The sequence below is a fragment of the Haemophilus haemolyticus genome (genome assembly GCF_001679045.1).
In the GTDB taxonomy this organism is placed as follows: domain Bacteria; phylum Pseudomonadota; class Gammaproteobacteria; order Enterobacterales; family Pasteurellaceae; genus Haemophilus; species Haemophilus haemolyticus.
Window position 1 is genome coordinate 112815 of sequence record NZ_LYCK01000001.1, and the last position, 19979, is coordinate 132793.

At 36.7% G+C, this 19979-nt stretch carries 18 protein-coding genes; 9 read left to right on the forward strand and 9 right to left on the reverse strand.

The features are described from left to right. The first annotated feature begins 1 nt into the window (after window position 1). The 3 genes from A8M50_RS00605 to rfbB are packed head-to-tail and all read left to right on the forward strand — an operon-like array spanning window position 2 to window position 3241. Complete coding sequence (locus tag A8M50_RS00605; RefSeq protein WP_005645742.1) at window positions 2–772, forward strand: DUF4422 domain-containing protein; 771 nt, start codon at window positions 2–4, stop codon at window positions 770–772. 10 nt (window positions 773–782) lie between these two features. Next, window positions 783–2198 (forward strand): undecaprenyl-phosphate galactose phosphotransferase WbaP, encoded by a 1416-nt coding sequence (wbaP, locus tag A8M50_RS00610; protein ID WP_005645780.1) that lies wholly within the window; start codon window positions 783–785, stop codon window positions 2196–2198. Then, window positions 2198–3241 (forward strand): dTDP-glucose 4,6-dehydratase, encoded by a 1044-nt coding sequence (rfbB, locus tag A8M50_RS00615; protein ID WP_005645663.1) that lies wholly within the window; start codon window positions 2198–2200, stop codon window positions 3239–3241. Before wbaP ends, rfbB begins: the two co-directional genes overlap by 1 nt. 11 nt (window positions 3242–3252) lie before the next feature. Here the strand turns inward: rfbB and A8M50_RS00620 are convergent, their stop codons facing one another. Beyond that, the gene (locus A8M50_RS00620; RefSeq protein ID WP_005645671.1) at window positions 3253–4473 is read right to left on the reverse strand and encodes an O-antigen ligase family protein; all 1221 of its coding nucleotides are present in this window, start codon (window positions 4471–4473) and stop codon (window positions 3253–3255) included. Between the two features lie 148 nt (window positions 4474–4621). Between A8M50_RS00620 and pepB the strand changes: the two genes are divergently transcribed. From pepB to A8M50_RS00645, 4 genes are all read left to right on the forward strand, one after another. Beyond that, entirely contained in the window at window positions 4622–5926 is a 1305-nt protein-coding gene (gene pepB / locus A8M50_RS00625; RefSeq protein ID WP_005645822.1) for an aminopeptidase PepB, read from the forward strand. Window positions 5927–5935: 9 nt separating this feature from the next. Then, the gene (gene ndk, locus A8M50_RS00630; RefSeq protein ID WP_032826543.1) at window positions 5936–6358 is read left to right on the forward strand and encodes a nucleoside-diphosphate kinase; all 423 of its coding nucleotides are present in this window, start codon (window positions 5936–5938) and stop codon (window positions 6356–6358) included. Between the two features lie 257 nt (window positions 6359–6615). Continuing rightward, the gene (locus A8M50_RS00640; RefSeq protein WP_005645750.1) at window positions 6616–8211 is read left to right on the forward strand and encodes a ShlB/FhaC/HecB family hemolysin secretion/activation protein; all 1596 of its coding nucleotides are present in this window, start codon (window positions 6616–6618) and stop codon (window positions 8209–8211) included. A gap of 173 nt (window positions 8212–8384) precedes the next feature. Beyond that, window positions 8385–12758, forward strand: coding sequence for a two-partner secretion domain-containing protein (locus A8M50_RS00645; RefSeq protein ID WP_005645736.1), 4374 nt, complete (start codon window positions 8385–8387; stop codon window positions 12756–12758). A 96-nt stretch (window positions 12759–12854) separates the two neighbouring features. Here the strand turns inward: A8M50_RS00645 and cgtA are convergent, their stop codons facing one another. The 4 genes from cgtA to rplU all read right to left on the reverse strand — a co-directional run bounded on the left by cgtA (window position 12855) and on the right by rplU (window position 15645). Continuing rightward, window positions 12855–14027 carry an Obg family GTPase CgtA gene (cgtA, locus tag A8M50_RS00650; RefSeq protein WP_005645582.1) on the reverse strand — a complete coding sequence of 391 codons (1173 nt, stop codon included), beginning with the start codon at window positions 14025–14027 and terminating at the stop codon, window positions 12855–12857. Between the two features lie 27 nt (window positions 14028–14054). After that, window positions 14055–14975: a DMT family transporter gene (locus tag A8M50_RS00655; RefSeq protein WP_005645538.1), complete on the reverse strand. Its 921-nt coding sequence runs from the start codon at window positions 14973–14975 to the stop codon at window positions 14055–14057. Window positions 14976–15055: 80 nt separating this feature from the next. Further along, entirely contained in the window at window positions 15056–15313 is a 258-nt protein-coding gene (rpmA, locus tag A8M50_RS00660; protein ID WP_005626413.1) for a 50S ribosomal protein L27, read from the reverse strand. 20 nt (window positions 15314–15333) lie between these two features. Beyond that, on the reverse strand, window positions 15334–15645 hold the full coding sequence (gene rplU / locus A8M50_RS00665; RefSeq protein WP_005626416.1) for a 50S ribosomal protein L21: 312 nt from the start codon (window positions 15643–15645) through the stop codon (window positions 15334–15336). A gap of 213 nt (window positions 15646–15858) precedes the next feature. Here rplU and ispB point away from each other — a divergent pair, with 213 nt between their 5' ends. Next, entirely contained in the window at window positions 15859–16848 is a 990-nt protein-coding gene (gene ispB, locus A8M50_RS00670; RefSeq protein WP_005645722.1) for an octaprenyl diphosphate synthase, read from the forward strand. Window positions 16849–16898: 50 nt separating this feature from the next. Further along, window positions 16899–17636: an epoxyqueuosine reductase QueH gene (locus A8M50_RS00675; RefSeq protein ID WP_005645533.1), complete on the forward strand. Its 738-nt coding sequence runs from the start codon at window positions 16899–16901 to the stop codon at window positions 17634–17636. Window positions 17637–17687: 51 nt separating this feature from the next. On the opposite strand, the gene rplS is transcribed toward A8M50_RS00675, so the two are convergent. From rplS to rpsP, 4 genes are read right to left on the reverse strand one after another with little or no spacing between them, the layout of a single operon-like run. After that, complete coding sequence (gene rplS, locus A8M50_RS00680) at window positions 17688–18038, reverse strand: 50S ribosomal protein L19 (RefSeq protein WP_005626422.1); 351 nt, start codon at window positions 18036–18038, stop codon at window positions 17688–17690. Window positions 18039–18074: 36 nt separating this feature from the next. Then, window positions 18075–18815 carry a tRNA (guanosine(37)-N1)-methyltransferase TrmD gene (trmD, locus tag A8M50_RS00685; RefSeq protein ID WP_005645800.1) on the reverse strand — a complete coding sequence of 247 codons (741 nt, stop codon included), beginning with the start codon at window positions 18813–18815 and terminating at the stop codon, window positions 18075–18077. A gap of 37 nt (window positions 18816–18852) precedes the next feature. Beyond that, on the reverse strand, window positions 18853–19380 hold the full coding sequence (gene rimM, locus A8M50_RS00690) for a ribosome maturation factor RimM (RefSeq protein ID WP_005645677.1): 528 nt from the start codon (window positions 19378–19380) through the stop codon (window positions 18853–18855). A gap of 44 nt (window positions 19381–19424) precedes the next feature. Continuing rightward, window positions 19425–19673 carry a 30S ribosomal protein S16 gene (rpsP, locus tag A8M50_RS00695; protein WP_005626429.1) on the reverse strand — a complete coding sequence of 83 codons (249 nt, stop codon included), beginning with the start codon at window positions 19671–19673 and terminating at the stop codon, window positions 19425–19427. Between the last annotated feature and the right edge of the window lie 306 nt (window positions 19674–19979).

Sequence of the window (19979 nt, forward strand, 5' to 3'; positions counted from 1 at the left end):
CATGCAAAAGCTTACTGTATTAGTGATTGCGCATAAAGACTATGAGTTTCCAGATTCTGCATGCTATCGCCCGCTTTTTGTGGGAGGGAAGACTACAAGCGATCTAAAAAATGAAAGGTTTTACCAAGATAGTATTGGTGTGAATATAGCTGAAAAGAATAGTAGTTTTTGTGAGCTAACAGGACTTTATTGGGCTTGGCAAAATGGTATCTTTAAAAATAACCAATATGTTGGGTTAGTGCACTATCGCCGTTATTTTGCAGGTGAAAAGTTATGTTTGAAGAAACAGCATATTGCATCAGAAAGAGAGTTGCTATCTCTTCTAGAAAAATATGATACGATTTTACCGAAAAAACGAAATTATTTTATTGAATCAATTTATTCTCACTATCAACATGCCCATCATGTTAAGGATCTGAATTGTACAAGGGAAATTATTTCTGAATTGCATCCTGAGTATATAACGAGCTTTGATGCAATTATGCAAGGCCGAAAGATTCATATTTATAATATGTTTGTCATGTCATCAGAGAAAGCATCAGAATACTGTAAGTGGCTTTTCCCTATTTTGTTTGAATTAGAAAAGCGAATAGATATAACCCAGTATGATAGCTACCAAAAAAGAGTATTTGGTTTTATTGCCGAGCGCCTATTCAATGTTTGGTTGCTTCATCATCAGTTAAAGTTTTGTGAAATTCCGGTAGTTAATTTGGAAGGCGAGAATTTTTTAAAAAAAGCGATTAATTTATTAAAACGGAAATTTTTAAAATAAGGATTTCACTATGCATAAAATTACGTGGTGTAAATTTATTTTGTTAGCTACTGATTTTTTAACACTTTTCAGTTCATTATTTATTGCTTATGAAGTGTTAGATATCACTCGTGGCGGCCGTTTTTATTTCCCTTTGGAAGAATTTAATGCCTATGTATTGATTCATGCCTGTGTATCTTTCGTTGGTGTGTTATGGTTTTGGATACGATTACGGCACTATACTTACCGCAAACCGTTTTGGTTTGAATTAAAAGAAATTATCCGTACCTTACTAATCCTTTTCATTATTGAATTGGCTATAGTTGCCTTTTCTCGTCTATATGTTTCCCGTTATTTCTGGTCTGTAACTTGGATTTGTATCTTTGTTGGACTTCCTTTTTTCCGGATTCTTGTAAAAAAGCTTTTGATAAAAAGTGGAATATATTTGAAAGAAACGATCATTATTGGCAATGGAAAAAATGCTAAAGAAGTATTTAACGCCTTAAATAATGAATCATATTTAGGATTCGACATAAAATTATTTGTGACAACGGAAGATTATCATTCAGAGTTTATTGAAGGTATTCCCGTCATACGCCATAACCCTGAGCTACTAATGAAATTAGTGTCGCCAGAATTTACTCAGTTTATTCTTGCAATTGATGAAGAAAATAAAGCCAAACAAGATTTTTGGTTGCGTTATTTAATTCGCAAAGGATGCCGTTCTATTTCAGTGATTCCTGATTTTCGAGGTATTCCACTTTATGGCACGGATATGTCTTTTTTATTTAGCCAGGAAATGGTGCTTTTTAGAGTAAATAATAATTTAGCAAAACGTTCATCTAAGATTGTTAAAAGAACCTTTGATATCTTAGGTTCATCTTTTCTTTTACTTTTATTGTTACCATTTTGTATTCCTTTATATTTTATCATTACAAAGGATGGCGGTAATTTCATATACGAGCATCCAAGAATTGGTCAGCATAAAAAGAAATTCAAATGTTTGAAGTTTCGAACAATGGTGAATAATTCAGATGAAGTGTTAGAAAAGATTTTGGCAACGGATGAAAGTGCTAGATTAGAATGGGAAAAAGACTTCAAACTTAAAGATGATCCACGCATTACACCAATAGGCAGATGGTTAAGAGAGAGAAGCTTAGATGAACTACCTCAACTTTGGAATGTACTTAAAGGTGAAATGAGTTTAGTCGGACCTCGTCCAATAGTGAAAAAGGAATTGTCTTATTATCAAGAGGACGTTGATTATTACCTTATGGCAAAACCTGGAATGACAGGCTTATGGCAGGTAAGTGGGCGAAATAATGTGAGCTATGATACGCGAGTTTATTTTGATACTTGGTACGCTAAAAACTGGTCTCTATGGAATGATATTGTGATCTTACTTAAAACAGCTAAAGTGGTGTGTAAGAAAACAGGGGCCTATTAATGACGCGAATTCTCATCACCGGCGGTTCTGGTTTCATCGGTTCTGCCCTTATTCGATATATCATTAATCAGACTCAAGATTCTGTTATCAATATTGATAAACTGACCTATGCGGCAAATCAATCAGCTTTGAAAGAGGTAGAAAATAATCCTCGTTATGTCTTTGAAAAAGTTGATATCTGTGATCTTAACGCAATAGAAAGCGTTTTCGAGAAATATCAGCCTGATGCAGTGATGCATTTGGCGGCAGAAAGTCATGTCGATCGTTCTATTTCTGGAGCAGCTGATTTTATTCAAACCAATATTGTTGGTACTTATACATTATTAGAAGTGGCGAAGAATTATTGGCATACCTTAGACGAAGCTAAAAAAACGACCTTTCGATTCCACCATATTTCTACAGATGAAGTGTATGGGGATTTATCCCCTTCTGAGCCTGCCTTTACCGAACAGTCTCCTTATCATCCGAGTAGCCCTTATTCAGCCTCAAAAGCGGCGAGTGACCATTTGGTGCACGCTTGGCATCGCACTTATGGTTTGCCGGTGATTATCACAAACAGTTCCAATAACTATGGGGCTTATCAGCATGCTGAAAAGCTTATCCCTTTAATGATTTCAAATGCTGTGATGGGGAAACCTTTGCCAATTTATGGTGATGGGCAGCAGATTCGTGATTGGTTATTTGTGGAAGATCATGTCCAAGCTTTATATTTAGTTTTGACAAAAGGTCGAGTCGGGGAAAACTATAATATCGGTGGAAATTGTGAAAAAACAAACCTTGAAGTGGTTAAAACAATTTGCCAATTACTCGAAGAACTTGCGCCAAATAAGCCTAATCACATTAAGTATTACGAAGATTTAATGACTTTTGTCAAAGACCGACCTGGTCACGATGTGCGATATTCATTGGATTGTTCTAAAATTCATGCAGAATTAGGTTGGCAACCACAAATAACCTTTGAACAAGGACTTCGTCAGACGGTAACATTGTACTTGTGTAATAGAAACCTTAATCAAAATAAACTAAAAGAGGATAATACCTGATATCTTATTATTTAATTTTGTTTTCGTTTAATTAGGCAATAAAATATAAGGCAAGTAAAAAAATAAAATATATTACCTGAATTATGGGCTAAGAATGATTGACTTGTGAAAAAGAATAGATGAGAAATAATATGTGTAATTCCTAGGATAGTAATGCATTTTATTTCTAAATTTTCAGTATTTAAATTTTTAATAAAGAAAAATAATGGTATTAGAATAACAAAAATTAATCCTATAAATCCAATTATCCCTCGTTTCACCCAGGATTCTAAATATTGGTTATGTAAACTTTTAAAGCCTAAAGTTGTTTTAGCCATTTGTCCTGAGCTAACTTGTCGATCTCTAAATTGGTTGTATCCTTCACTACCATGACCAAATATAGGTGCTTCCTTAATAGCAATTAATGCATTTTCCCACATATCAAAGCGAGCCCCTAAGGATGTATCTTTATTACTTTCTTCAAAGTAATTAATTATATCTGATTTTGCTTCATTATAACGTTGTTCAATTCCAAATTTAGAGCTTGAAAGTAATGTGGAAAATGTCAGGATGGTTAGTATAAATAAAGATAGAATTAATTTTTTATTAATATATTTTCTATATAGAACTAAAACAATATAAAATATAATAGGGAAACCAATCCATCCACCTCTAGCCCCAGATAGTGCACTAGTACTTACAGCTAGTATCAGACCAATCATTCCGAATAGTGCTGATTTATATTCTTGTTTTATAGAAAAATAGATACTAATAATAAGACTTGATATTGCTAAAGATATGGCGATATCACCCATTTGTATATGCATTGTTTCAGGAAATGGTTTTTCATATCCTAATACAAACTTCTGAAATAACGCAATACATCCAGTAATTAATGCACTAGAAGGAATTGCATATAAAATTGTTTTCCTTTTTATTGGAAAGTTTTTGAATAAAAGTAGTAGGGGAATGAATAAAAGAAGTCGGCTTGGATTGTCTATTTCTCTTATTCCATCTTTATTGATAATGATAGATAATAAGAATGTGCAGAAATAAAATAAAAAAGAAAAAATCAGTTTTTTATCTTCAGAGCTAAAAGATAGTTTTTTCTTTAATGGTATGAAATAAATCAATCCAATCGCGCTTAATATTATTGGTGCATAATTATAACCCTTTGGAATGATCAAAACGGTTAAGAAAAATAGAGAAACTAAGAGGTTAATTGTAAACGTTAGATGTTTTTCTTGAATCATACGAATAAAAGCATGTGCAAACTTAAATTTAGTAGATTCTACCTTAAATATTTGTAAAATGCTTGTTATTCATGATTGAATGATATGAAATTAGGTATAAAACTGGTATAGTTTTTTAATCCTTTTTTGTTTTATGTATGGGGAAGATATGCAAATCACGATTTCAAATTCGTTAGCCACAGACGCTTGGGGAAAAAATGCTATTTTGAGCTTTGACTCTAATAAAGCTACGATTCATTTAAAAAATAATGAAAAAACTGACCGCGCTTTAGTTCAACAAGCTGCTCGTAAATTGCGTGGGCATGGAATTAAAGATGTGGAATTGGTCGGTGAAGAATGGGATTTGGAATTTTGCTGGGCGTTTTATCAAGGTTTTTATACAGCAAAACAAGATTACGCGATTGAGTTCCCACATTTAGATGATGAGCCACAAGATGAATTGTTAGCGCGTATCGAATGTAGCGATTTTGTGCGTGGAATTATTAATGAACCAGCACAAAGTTTAACGCCAGTTAAATTAGCGGAGCGTGCGGCTGAATTTATCTTAAACCAAGCTGATATTTATAATAAAAAAAGTGCGGTAAGTTTTAAGATTATTTCTGGTGAGGAACTTGAGCAACAAGGTTATCATGGAATTTGGATGGTGGGTAAAGGCTCTGCTAACTTGCCCGCTATGTTGCAACTTGATTTCAATCCAACGCAAGATCCGAATGCGCCAGTGTTAGCTTGTTTAGTTGGCAAGGGGATTACTTTTGATAGTGGCGGCTATAGTATTAAACCAAGTGGTGGAATGAGTACAATGCGAACTGATATGGGCGGGGCTGCATTATTAACGGGGGCTTTAGGTTTCGCTATCGCTCGCGGATTAAATCAACGCGTTAAACTGTATTTATGTTGTGCAGAAAATTTGGTAAGCAATAATGCATTTAAATTGGGTGATATTATTACTTATAAAAATGGCGTAAGCGCAGAAGTGTTGAATACTGATGCTGAAGGACGTTTGGTGTTAGCTGATGGATTGATTGAGGCTGATAACCAAAATCCAGGTTTTATTATTGATTGTGCGACGTTAACTGGCGCGGCAAAAGTGGCTGTAGGAAATGACTATCATTCGGTATTATCTATGGATGATGAGCTCGTGAAGAATCTTTTCCAATCAGCACAAGAAGAAAATGAACCCTTCTGGCGTTTACCATTTGAAGATTTTCATCGCTCACAAATTAATTCATCCTTTGCCGATATTGCTAATATTGGTTCGGTTCCAGTTGGAGCGGGTGCAAGTACTGCAACTGCATTTTTATCATATTTTATAAAAAATTATCAGCAAAATTGGTTGCATATTGATTGTTCCGCGACTTATCGTAAATCTGGTAGTGATTTATGGGCTGTTGGGGCAACAGGGATTGGTGTGCAAACTTTAGCAAATTTAATGTTATCAAAATCATTGAAGTAAGGAGATATGATGACAGAAAGAACTTTTTCGATTATTAAACCTGATGCTGTAAAGCGCAATCTAATTGGGGCGATCTTAACTCGTTTTGAGCAAAATGGCTTTAAAATCATAGCTTCTAAAATGGTACGCTTAACTCGTGAGCAGGCTGAAGGCTTTTATACAGAGCATCAAGGCAAAGAATTTTTTGCTCCTTTAGTTGATTATATGATGTCTTCACCGATAGTGGTGTCCGTTCTTGAAAAAGAAAATGCAGTGAAAGATTATCGCACTTTGATTGGTACAACGAATCCAGAAACTGCAGCAGAAGGTACAATTCGTAAAGATTTTGCATTGAGTCAGCGTGAGAATTCGGTTCATGGTTCGGATAGTGTGGAAAGTGCAAATCGTGAAATTGCTTATTTCTTTACTGATTCTGAAATTTTTGAGCGTTGATGCTTAACTTGTAAGACTTGATATATAAAGGCTAATTGCAATTTTGAATTTAAATTGATTAAGTCTCACTAGTCGCCATTTATATAAATTTTATCGGATTCTGGATTCAGTATCTTGAGCCGATAAATGTATAAATGGCGTTTTAGTATTATTAGAACGTTAGTTTTAATTATAGTTATAAGCACTTCCCTTATTAAATTAAGAGGTAGATTCCGATATACTGAATATAAACTGTAATTGTTATGAAGCTTTTTCATATGAAATACCTTTCTTTCTCATTTCTTTTACTTGCTACTTCACCTGTGGTTTTAGCAGATAATTTGACTCAATCATTTCAACAAACTAAACAGCAATTCAATGAATTTCAATCTTTGAATCAAAATCGTTGGATTCAACAACATTCTTTTCAATCTGCTACTCAACAATCAAAAAATGATTCTCTTTCAAAAGCTTGTTTAAATTATCAAGGCATTCAATTTAAGGGCGTGACACTTGTTAAGGCAGACCACTTATTACCAAAGAAAGAAGAGTGCATAAATGAGGAAAGATTGAATCAGCTTAGTCAGCAGCTTACGCAGGAATATATTGATAAGGGATATATTCATAATCCATTCCAATTTGAAGATGATCACTCAGGTTTATTAACTTTGCATGTTTTTGAAGGAAAAACTGCAGAATTAGAAAGTGATGATAAGCAACTTAATTTAAATCAGTTGTTACCAAATGTTTTGGGTAAACCACTTAAAGTGCAAGATCTTGATCAAGCACTTGACCAAGCGAATCGTATATCTGGAAACAATGTGACCGTTGATGTTTTGCCCGCTAAAAATGGTGAAATAAGATTGTCTTTTAGTAATGAGCCAACTTCTCGTATTTCAGGCTCTATTGGCATAGATGATCACGCGTCAAAAAATTATGGACGTTGGCAAGCACGTGCTGCGGTGAACATTGGAAATCCGTTTGGTTTATCCGATACGTTATATTTAAGTGGAGCACATACTTTAAAATCCCGTTATCAATTTAACCGCTCTTTGTTACTTCATTATTCTTTACCATACGGATATTGGACATTTAGTAGTTTTGCATCCTTCTCACAATTTAAATCACCTTTAATACTGGAAAACTTTTCTTTACAGCAAAATGGTCGTACTGTTCAAGCTGGAATTTCAGCTGAATATGTTTTCCATCGAGGTGCAAACCATATATCTACATTTTCTACCCAATTTGAAAAACTCAAGAGTAAGCATCGTCTTGAAGATGTAGTATTGGCATTGCAAAGTCCGACACTTTCTAGTATTTCTGTTGGTATCAATCATCTCCAATTATTTGAAAATGGAAATTTAGTTGTCGATATTCGTTATGAACAAGGAAAAAATAAAGCAGAGGATCAACCTGAATCTCAATTTAAACGTTGGAACTTGGATCTGAAATTTAATCGTTATCAAGCGTTAGGTAGCGAAATTTTCCGTCACTCTCATCAGCTCACTGGGCAATATGGTTCTCATTATTTACCATCGGTAAAACAAGAGGATTTAACAGGTTATAATCGTGTTCGTGGGTTAAATGATTTAAATTTATCGGCTGAAAAAAATCTTGTATCACATAACGATATTGCTTGGATCAAGCAAACGAAAATAGGAACATTTTCGCCTTATTTGGGTTTTGATTTAGGCATACAGAAATCTGTTAATGAAGATCAACGTGAAAAAGCACTTGCTTATGCGATAGGATTAAATTGGTCTCGTAAAGCATTTCAAGCAAATCTTGAATGGGCAACTGGACGGTTATTTGGTAAATCAGATGGCGTAAAGCAAGAACGTTTTATTTCAACGAATTTTGTCTACTTGTTCTGATGTAATCAATAAAAAATCTTAATCCTGTGATACAGATCACGTTTTCTAGATTTTAAATACTGGTCGAACTTCTCTGATTTTGTTTTAATACAAACACTTCTCATAACTATCAAGAGGCACTGTAACCATACAAGAGAGCCTCTTGAATTATTCTCCATCTTAGAGGTAATAATATGTCTAAATCTTACTCATTAAGTAAAATTTCTCTCGCCATTACATTAAGTATTGCAGGACAGTCAGCTTTCGCTGAAATTAATGTTGCAGACAGTAACACTCAAGTTACTAAAAAACAAAATATTGAAATCATCAATATTGCTAATCCAAGTAATTCGGGGCTTTCTCATAACCGATATAATAAATTTAACGTAGAGCAAGCGGGTGCTGTTTTAAACAATGCGCGTCAAAATGGAAAATCCCAACTTGCTGGTGATCTTAATGCTAACCCAAATCTCAAAACTCAATCTGCAAAAGTTATCCTTAACGAAGTGATTAGTCGTAATCCTTCTAAAATTGCAGGTAAACAAGAAGTTTTTGGGGATAAGGCTGATTATGTGTTAGCTAATCCAAATGGTATTAGTGTTGAAGGTGGTGGCTTTATAAATACACCTAGAGCTTCTTTAGTTGTTGGTAAACCTCAAGTATCGACTGGAAATTTAAATGGTTATGATGTTGCCGGGGATAAGGGATTGAATACCAATGGCAAAATTACAACAAGTGGTGATATTGATTTAATTGCACCGCAAGTAAATGTTGCTGGTCAAATCTCAACAAGTGAAGGGGTAAATGTGATTGCGGGTAAAAATAAAATTACTCGAGAAGATAACGGTACACTAAAAATCACTACAACAGAAAAAACAGGGCAAGTATTAGATGGGCGAGTGGTTGGTAGTATTCAAGCTGGCAGAATTCGTATTCATTCTGCGGATGATCGAGCCACAATTACAGCTCAAGCAACAGAGCTAAGCGCAAAAGAAATTAGTATTACCGCCGGTAAAGCGAATATAAATGGAAAAGTAAGTCGTGGAGATGGTTATAGTTCAGGTAAATCTGGCAAAGTAGGAGCCGTTAATGTTCGTGAAGAACGTAGTGGCACCTCTGAAAATTATCAAGCGACACATATTAAAGCAGATAAACTCAATATTAATGTTATTAATCAATTGAATATTAATGGTGCCGATATTCAAGCTAAAACTAGCCAAATCAATGGTGGTGGCGTTCATTTAGGTTCAGAAAAAACAGTTGTTGCGAATAAATCTAGCAAATTTCAAAGTAAAGGTGGTTGGTATCGTAATGAATTGGATAGCAACAGAACAGAAACTACTCACCGTATGACTATCGCAAGCGACAATATCAATATAGTTGCTACAAAAGGTAAAGTGACAACGGAAGGTGCAAAAATTTCAGCAAAAACAACCGCACTTTATGGAGAGCAAGGAATAACTTTACGTGGAGCAAGTGCTACTCAATCTCAAGCAGCTTATGCTGATTTTAAAAATGAAACGGCTCGTTTAAAAACGGGTACGAGCAATCAAGATAGTCATATTCAACGTTATACAGCAACTGAAATTTCAACACAAAATGACCTTGTTTTAGGTGGCAAAGGCGATGTTAATCTTATTGGCGTGGTTGCGAAGGTTGATGGAGCATTATTAGCTAAAAATGAAGGAAATTTAGCTTTTAATGCAGAAAAAACAACGGAACATTATAGCTTAAATGACCATATGCGTTTCTGGGGAGGCTTGGCAGGTTCTAAAACTGTGGGGACAGGGAGAAACGCTGAGATTATTCATGGCTCAGATCTCACTGTAAGAGGTGATGCTGTATTAGATGCGAAAAGAGGCGTCCATATTACTGGTAGCCGAGTGGTGACTGGTGGTAATGGTATTGTAAAAGGAAATGCAGGTTCCTTAACTATTGATAGTGCTCACGCAAATAAAACCGCTAGTGATTATGCTCGTCAGGGGACGATTTTTGATATAACTAAAGCTCGTAAAAGCAGCTATGAACATACTTCCACTGCACATGGTTCAACACTTAAATCAGAGTCAAACCTACAGCTTTCTACTAATAAAAATGTCAGTATTATAGGCTCAAATGTTCAATCTGCAGGTTTATTGGATATTGCTGCGAAAAGTGGTATTGAGATTAAAGGTGCGACTAATCATATTGAAAAATCTTCAAATGAAGCAGGTTTCAGTCTTTTTGGTGGATTTGATAGTTTAAAAACTACATTCCAGCATGGACATTTAGCAGCGAACTTAAATATAGATAACAGTAAAGGTAAACCAAGTGTTGATTCTGATGCTGAAATCAGTATTGATAAAAAGCCTGATGCTGTAAAAGCAGAAGGCAAATTCCATGTAGGTTTGCATGCGTATAACAATAGCCAAAATAGCCAAGCTACGACGCATACGGCCTCAACATTAAAAGGTGGGGACGTCTCTTTAACTGGAAAAAAAGTGGTGATTTCTGGTAGTGAAGTTGCCGCAGCAAAAGGTAATTTAGCTATTCAAGCTGATCACATCACTACGAAAGCAGATTCCAACGAATCTATCCAAAATAGTGTGAAAAATGAGGTGAATATCGGTTTAAGTGGTACTGTAACAGAAAGTAAAGTTAGTGGTACTTTAGGTGCAAGCGTGAATTATTCACTTAATTCATCTGTAGATAATAAAGCACAAGTGAGTAAGCTTTCCGCTGCAAATAATGTTCAACTTAATGCAAATCGTATTGAGCACCAAGGTACACAAGTACAGTCTAATGGAAATATTCAAGAAAATGCCAAACAGATTGTTCATTCTACAGCACAGGATAGCCATAATGGTTTCGGCAATAATGTGAATGTAGGAGTAACAGTTTCAGCCAGCATTGATAATAAAAAAGCATTTAGCGTTCAAGCAGATCTTTCTGCAAAAGGTGGGCGTGAAACATCCTCAAGTGTTACTCATCATGCTTCAGCATTACAAGCGGGTGAAAATGTGGATGTAACGGCAAATCATATTCAAGATAATGCAACGAAATATAATGTTGGTGAAACGGCTCAATTTAACTCACAAAACCATCAACTTGTTGCTGTCGCTAATCAAGCTTCAACAGACAAAATGAATGCTGGAGTAAGTGTTGGTGTTTCGGCTAATACGAGTGATTTTCAACGTTTTAATGTATCCGCTAATGTAGGCGCAAATTACAGTCAATCAAGTAATCATGAAAGCAATTCAGTACAAGGTTCTGTTAATGCTAAAAATATAAACATCAACACAGGTAAATTAAACAGCCAAGCAAATATTCATGGAAAAGAAAACGTGAATATTAATGCTCAAACTGCACAATTTAATCAAGCAACAAACAGTAAGAACCAATCTGGCGGTGGTTTTGATGCTAAGTTAGGCGTCGGTGCTATGGTTGTACCATCGGCGGGGGCGGCAGTTCCATCTATTGATGTAAGTGTGTCTGCAAATGGTAACCAAGGTAACCAAAGCCAAGCAGTAACAGGCTCTATTTCTGGTAAAAACGTGAATGTCCAAACCCAAGGCGTGCTAAGTTTGCAAGGAACGAATGTGCAGGCTACAGAAAATGCAAATTTATCTGGTAAGCGAGTAAATATCACGGCGGGCAATGATCATAATCAAAATACAGCAGCAACTGTTGGATTAGGTGTAAATATTGGTGCTGATGTATCTAATGTTGGCTTTAATGCGAATGTTGATGTGAATGTTGGTAATAGTCAAACCCATACTGGCGTTTCAGTAAATGGCAAGAATGTAAATATTACCGCACAGAATGGGGTGAATTTACAAGGCGTAAATTCTCAATCTCAAAACCTTAACTTAAATGCAGGTAAAGGTAATTTATCACTTACAGCAGCAAAAGATAATGTGAACAAAACCGATGTGTCCGTAGGATTAAAAGTAGGTGGCAGCGTTAATGATCAAAAATGGACGCCATCATCTGGTAGTGGAAATTTATCGGTAAATGTTATTCGTAATGAAACTCATACTGAAACCACTATGAATACCAATACAGCGACAATTAATGCTGGTGGTAATGCTAAATTTGTGGGTGGTTCCGTTAATGCAAATCATGTAAACGGTACAATTTCTGGTGATTCTCATACTGAACAACTAGCAAATAAGGTGAATGAAGTGAGTGTCAATCTTTCTGCTAATGGCAGTGGCAAACTCACTGTTCCAACAGCAGATAAATGGGCTGAAACAGCTAAAAAAGATTGGGATAATGGGACTATTGCTGGTGTGAAAGCAGATGCGAAAGTTGAGGTTAATGCGAAAAAACAACAAACTGCAACTAATGCTGGGGTGAATGCTAAGCATAATCAGATTGTAGTAAAAGGTGTCAAAACCCGTACTGAAATGAAAAATGCTCATAGCCGTCAACTTCATTTTAAAGTAGATGCTACAACACAAATTAAACAACGTGTCGAAAGCAAACTTCCAGAGAGTGTGAAACCAATAGTCAAACCTATACGAGGTCTCCACTTACAATTGGTAAAAAATAATAAGCCAAGTGTTAAAGTGCGGGTAAAATACTAGAGGTTTTCATCTAAGGTATCTCCTTTATATAATAAAAGCACCTAAACAATAGTTTAGGTGCTTTTAAATTTTTAATACTTATAAAATCAGACCTTCTTAAGGTTTATAGATGAACTCAATTCCTTCATCGTCTTCTTCGGTCCAATCATCATCCCAATCTTCTTCATCATCAAATTGATGCTCTGCTAGTTTTTCTTGATGATAATCTTCCCATTTGAATTTTACTTCTTCAGGTGCAACTTGTTGTATTTCGGCTTCGCGTGGATTCGCTATGATAAAGTCCATAATATCACGACAAAGTGATGGAACATTTTTTCCTGTTGCAGCTGAAATCAAGTAATAATCTTCTTCCCAACCTAATTGTTCAGCAATTTCTCGAGCTCGCTCTTCAGATTCTTTATCGCTCATCGTATCAATTTTATTGAATACCAACCAACGTGGTTTTTCTGATAATTTTTCACTGTATTGGAAAAGTTCAGATTCAATAATAGCCACGTTATCTGCTGGATTAGATCCATCAATTGGGGCTATATCAACTAGGTGAATAAGCACTCTACAACGTTCTAGATGTTTCAAAAAGCGAATTCCTAGTCCTGCGCCATCTGCTGCGCCCTCAATTAATCCTGGAATATCAGCGACTACGAAACTATGTGAGTCGTCAACTTTCACAACACCGAGACTTGGCACTAAGGTAGTAAATGGATAATCTGCAACTTTTGGTTTGGCTGCTGAAACGGCACGAATAAAAGTGGATTTACCCGCATTAGGTAAACCGAGCATTCCCACATCGGCAAGTAGCATTAACTCTAGTAATAAATCGCGTTTTTCGCCTGGCGTTCCCATTGTTTTTTGACGCGGTGCACGGTTTATCGATGATTTGAAACGGGTATTCCCTAAACCGTGATAACCACCTTTGGCTACCAACATTTTTTGACCGTGTTGGGTTAAATCTCCCAAAGTTTCTTTAGTATCGTTATCAATAGCGCGAGTTCCTACGGGAACAGGTAAAATAATATCTTTACCGCGACGCCCTGTACAATCTGAACTTCGTCCATTCTCTCCACGCTCTGCGGCAAAGCGTTTATTAAAGCGATAATCGATTAAGGTATTAAGGTTTTCATCTGCTTGTAAATATACATCGCCACCATCACCACCGTCGCCACCATCAGGGCCGCCTTTAGGAATAAATTTCTCTCGACGGAAACTTACGCAACCGTTGCCACCATCCCCAGCCTCAATTCGAATAAGGGATTCATCAATAAATTTCATTAAAACTTCTCCAAAATAAACCGCACTTTAATGAGTTTTATGCGGTAATAATTTATGTCCAATCGCGGATAAAATTGCCCCGCATACTACAACAAATGCGCCAATATAGCTAATATTATTCAATTCTGGTGCGGCAAAATCTGATGGGCTAAAATAATGAGCAATATGAGAAAATAGGATCGTGAAAAGCGGTACAAGTGTGATAACAACACTGACTTTTGATACATCCCAACGATTAAGTGCTTCCGCATAAGAGCCGTATCCAATTAAGGTATTTAAACAACAGTAAATAAAACAAATCAAAGCTAAAGGTGTGAGTTCTTGTACTTGCGAGAATTCAGCCATCGGCATAAAGGCTATGGCACAACCTAAATACATCATTAGCAAGATTTGTTGTGAATTAAATTTACGCAACATTAATTTTTGCGCCATTCCATAAGCGACCCAAATAAGGGATCCTGCTACGCTTAAGATGACACCTGTTGAATACTGATTTAGTCCGGCAAATACATCAAAACTATCATTAAAGAATAAGCCTAAACCAATTAACAATAAGAAAAGTCCGATCTTTTGGTGCATCCCCAATTTTTCTTTGAAGATCAGTACACCACAGATAAGCATTCCAAAAGAGGATAAATGAATAAAAATTTGTGCAACTGAAGGTTCAATATAATTCAGCGAACTACTAAATAATAGAAAATTGCCAGTAAGACCAATTACCCCAATAATAGCAAGCCAAGCATATTGGCCGACCTTCATTAGTTCAGGTAATTTCTTTTTATAAGCAAGTAGAGCTAATAATGAGATCGCCGCTACAATAAAACGATACCATACGATAGTTTGCGCATTCATTACAGATAAAGCTTGTTTGAGAGCGATAGGTAAGGATCCCCAAGCCATAGCGGTAATAAGCGCGAAAGTAAAGCCTAATAAAGGTTGTTGTTTCATTGCTTGCTCGCTTATGTGAAATTAAAAAAGACAAAACGCCCCACAAAATTGTAGGGCGTTTCAATCGAATAGATTTTAAATTATTCAGTAACAATACTTACGTATTTACGGCTTTTCTCGCCTTTTACTTCAAATTTAACTTTACCATCTGCAGTTGCGAATAAGGTGTGGTCTTTGCCCATACCTACGTTGCTACCCGCGTGGAACTTAGTACCACGTTGACGAACAATGATGCTACCTGCTAATACAGATTCGCCACCGAAACGTTTAACACCAAGGCGTTTAGCTTCAGAATCGCGACCGTTACGAGTTGAACCACCAGCTTTTTTAGTTGCCATCTACTTGATCTCCTCTGAAATTATGCTTGAATCCCAGTGATTTTCACTTCTGTGAACCACTGACGATGACCTTGTTGTTTACGGCTGTGTTTGCGACGACGGAATTTAACGATTTTAACTTTCTCGCCACGACCTTGTGCAACTACTTCAGCCACTACTTTTGCGCCAGCAACTACTGGTGCACCGATTTTAACATCTTCACCATTAACGACCATCAACACAGAATCGAACTCAACTGTTGCGCCAGTTGCAAGTTCAAGTTTTTCTAAACGAACAACTTGACCTTCGCTCACACGGTGTTGTTTACCGCCACTTTGGAAAACTGCGTACATAAATACTCCGCTTAATTGTGTTTCCCTGCTCTTTAGCAGTCCACACTTAAAAATTCATATAAATAGGTCGCAAATTCTACGGAAAAATCCTACCTATGGCAAGAATTTATTTACAATAAAATAAAAAAATTCCCTTCATTTGCGGATTGATTTCAGAAAGTCTGAAAATTCGGGTAAAATGCACCGCACCTTTGACTAATAATTGATGAAAAAATGAAGAAACAAGATCTTATGAGCATAGACGAGATCCAGAAACTTGCAGATCCCGATATGCAAAAAGTTAACCAAAATATTCTTGCTCAGCTTAATTCAGATGTTCCATTAATAGGGCAGTTAGGTTTTTATATTGTTCAAGGTGGTGGTAAGCGGATCCGTCCATTGATCGCAGTTCTTGCAGCTCGATCTTTAGGGTTTGGAGGCTCTAATTCAATTACTTGTGCTACTTTTGTTGAATTTATTCATACTGCCTCTTTATTACATGATGATGTGGTGGATGAGTCTGATATGCGTCGTGGGCGCGCTACGGCGAATTCAGAATTTGGGAATGCTGCAAGTGTACTTGTAGGAGACTTTATTTATACGCGTGCATTTCAATTAGTTGCACAATTAGAGTCATTGAAGATTTTGGGAATCATGGCCGATGCGACTAACGTTTTAGCGGAAGGCGAAGTTCAGCAGTTAATGAATGTTAATGATCCTGAAACGAGCGAAGCTAATTATATGCGTGTAATTTATAGCAAAACTGCGCGTTTGTTTGAAGTGGCAGGTCAGGCTGCGGCAATTGTTGCGGGCGGAACAGAAGTTCAAGAAAAGGCTTTACAAGATTATGGGCGTTATCTTGGAACTGCATTTCAGCTCGTGGATGATGTATTGGATTATAGTGCAAATGTGCAAGCTCTAGGTAAAAATGTAGGCGATGATTTAGCTGAAGGAAAACCAACCCTTCCTCTACTACATGCTATGCGTCATGGTAATGCTCAACAGGCTGCTTTAATTCGCGAAGCGATTGAGCAAGGTGGTAAACGTGAAGCTATTGATGAAGTATTAGCCATTATGGCTGAGCATAAGTCTTTAGATTACGCGATGAGTCGTGCAAAAGAAGAAGCTCAAAAAGCTGTAGATGCAATTGCAATTTTGCCAGACACTGATTATAAGAAGGCGTTGATTTCTTTGGCTTATTTGTCTGTGGATAGAAATTATTAGCCCTTGATTTAGTTTATATACTTGATACCCATTAATTTTAATTAAACTTTATGAATACAGAATTTCAATCTAAACCTGAGCAGAGTGCGGTTAACTTTCAAGGTAAAACTCGTAAACAAAAGGTACGCAAAGATCCTAACGCACCTTTTATTCGTGAAAAACTTGAGTTGCCAGATGGGCATAATAAACTTCTTTTACATTCATGCTGTGCACCTTGTTCGGGTGAAGTGATGGAGGCAATCCTTGCATCTGGCATTGAATTTACGATTTATTTTTATAATCCAAACATTCATCCACTCAAAGAATATTTAATTCGTAAAGAAGAAAATATTCGTTTTGCCCAAAAATTTGGCATTCCATTTATTGATGCAGATTACGATCGTCAAAATTGGTTTGATCGTGCCAAAGGAATGGAATGGGAGCCTGAGAGGGGAATTCGTTGTACTATGTGTTTTGATATGCGTTTTGAAAAAGCTGCTGAATATGCTCATGAACATGGTTTCCCTGTATTTACTAGTTGTCTTGGTATTTCTCGCTGGAAGGATATGAATCAAATCAATGGCTGTGGCCATCGCGCTGCGGAAAAATATGATGATGTTATTTATTGGGATTATAACTGGAGAAAAGAAGGTGGCTCGCAACGCATGATTGAGATTAGTAAGCGTGAGCGGTTTTATCAACAGGAATATTGTGGTTGTGTGTATTCTTTACGTGATAGTAATAAATGGCGTGAAGAGACTGGTCGTCAAAAAATTGAAATCGGAAAATTGTATTATAGTGCTGATTAATATGATGAATGCAAAAAAGGCTTGGAATTCCAAGCCTTTTTCTTTGCGAAATTATTCGCCCAAACGCTCTTTAATACGAGCAGATTTACCTGAACGTTCACGTAAGTAGTAAAGTTTAGCTTTACGTACCGCACCTTTACGTTTAACTGCGATAGAATCTACAGCTGGAGAGTGAGTTTGGAATACACGCTCAACGCCTACGCCGTTAGATACTTTACGTAAAGTAAATGCTGAGTGCAAGCCACGGTTACGAATTGCAATAACCACGCCTTCGAATGCTTGCAAACGACGTTTGCTACCTTCAACTACCCATACTTTAACTTCTAAAGTATCACCTGGGCGGAAGCTAGGTACGTTTTGTTTTAATTGTTCTTGTTCAAGTTGTTTGATAATGTTAGACATTGTTTGATCCTTTATTGATCCTAGATGTAACTGAAACTAACTGTTATGCTCGGCTTGCGTCTCTTTTAACAGTTTACGTTGTTCGTCAGTCAGAGCTAGGCCTTCTAAGAGCTCAGGGCGTCGGAGCCACGTTCTTTGTAGCGATTGTTTTAATCGCCATTTCCGAATTTCTTCGTGATGTCCCGACATCAGCACGGGCGGTACAGTTAATCCTTCTAACACTTCCGGTCTGGTGTAATGCGGGCAATCTAATAAACCGTCTGCAAAAGAATCTTCTTCTGCGGAGGCTTGTTTGCCCAATACACCGGGAATAAAACGTGCAACAGCATCAATTAATGTCATTGCAGGCAATTCTCCACCGGTCAGAACGTAATCGCCGATTGACCATTCTTCATCAATTTCAGTTTGAATCAATCGCTCATCAATACCTTCGTAACGTCCACATACCAAAATCAATTTCTGATTTTGAGCAAGTTCGGTTACACCGCCTTGATCGAGTTTACGTCCTTGTGGCGAAAGGTAAATCACCTTTGCGTCTTCTCCTGCCGCTGCTTTCGCAGCATGAATCGCATCCCGTAAAGGTTGCACCATCATTAGCATTCCTGGACCACCACCATAAGGTCGGTCATCCACGGTTTTATGCTTATCGAATGTAAAATCTCTTGGATTCCAACATTCCACTTTCAGAAGATTATGTTTTACGGCTCTGCCTGTAACCCCAAATTCCGTAATTGCTTTAAACATTTCGGGAAATAATGAAATCACCCCTATCCACATAAAAAGCCTACTACATTACGTTTGTGCATACTTGAGATTAGAAACCAGCGTCCCAATCCACTTCAATAGTTTTCGTGGTGAGATCGACTCTTTTAACTACTTGTTCATACAAAAACGGAATTAACCGCTCTTGTTTTCCAAAAGCATCTTTAGTGTTGGCTTTAACCACTAAAACATCATTAGAACCCGTTTCCATCATCTCTGTCACCGTTCCCATTGTATAACCTTCTAGGTTTACGACTGAGCAACCAATTAAATCGTGCCAGTAATAATCGCCTTCTTCCAGTTCTGGGAAAACAGATAAATCCACACCAATTTCAACATTTGCTAAAATTTGTGCAGCTTCACGGTCATCAACGCCTTTTAATTTAACGATGATTTCGTGATTATGATGACGCCAGTTTTCTAATTCAGTTGGCTGCCATTCACCTTTGATTTTTAAAAACCAAGGTTGATAATTAAAAATGCTTTCAGCTTGTTCTGTTGATGAATAAATACGTAACCACCCACGAATACCGTAGGTTGAGCCTAATTTGCCCACAACTTCAATACGTTGTTGTTCCATATTTCTCACCTATCTTAGCTTAAGAACTAAATCAAAAAGCAAAATTATGCTGCTTTTTGTGCTTCTTTTACCAAGCTCGCAACACGATCAGAAAGTGATGCACCTTGACCAACCCAGTGGTTAACACGGTCTAAGTCGATACGAACACGTTCTGCGTTACCTTGTGCGATTGGATTGAAGAAACCTACACGCTCAATGAAACGACCGTCACGTGGTGAACGGCTGTCAGCTACTACGATTTGATAAAATGGGCGTTTTTTAGCTCCGCCACGAGATAAACGAATGGTTACCATAACCTTCCTCTAAATGTTTAATTACTAAAAGAATATTCCTAAACTCGAAAGCGATTTAAGAATATAGCTTACTTTTTTCTCTGTATATATAGACAAAAAGCCTGCGAATTTTATACTTTTTGAGCAAAATTGCAAGTTTTGGATGAGCATTCTAATAAGTACGTTATATTCTCTTGAAAAAGTAAACATTATCATTCACATGCAATTTTGTTTTACGTATAATCTAAAAAACTCTTAAACAGTTTTAGGTCAAGTTTACGCGTTAAGCGGTATTTTACATTGATAAAATATCAGTTAAATGAGGTT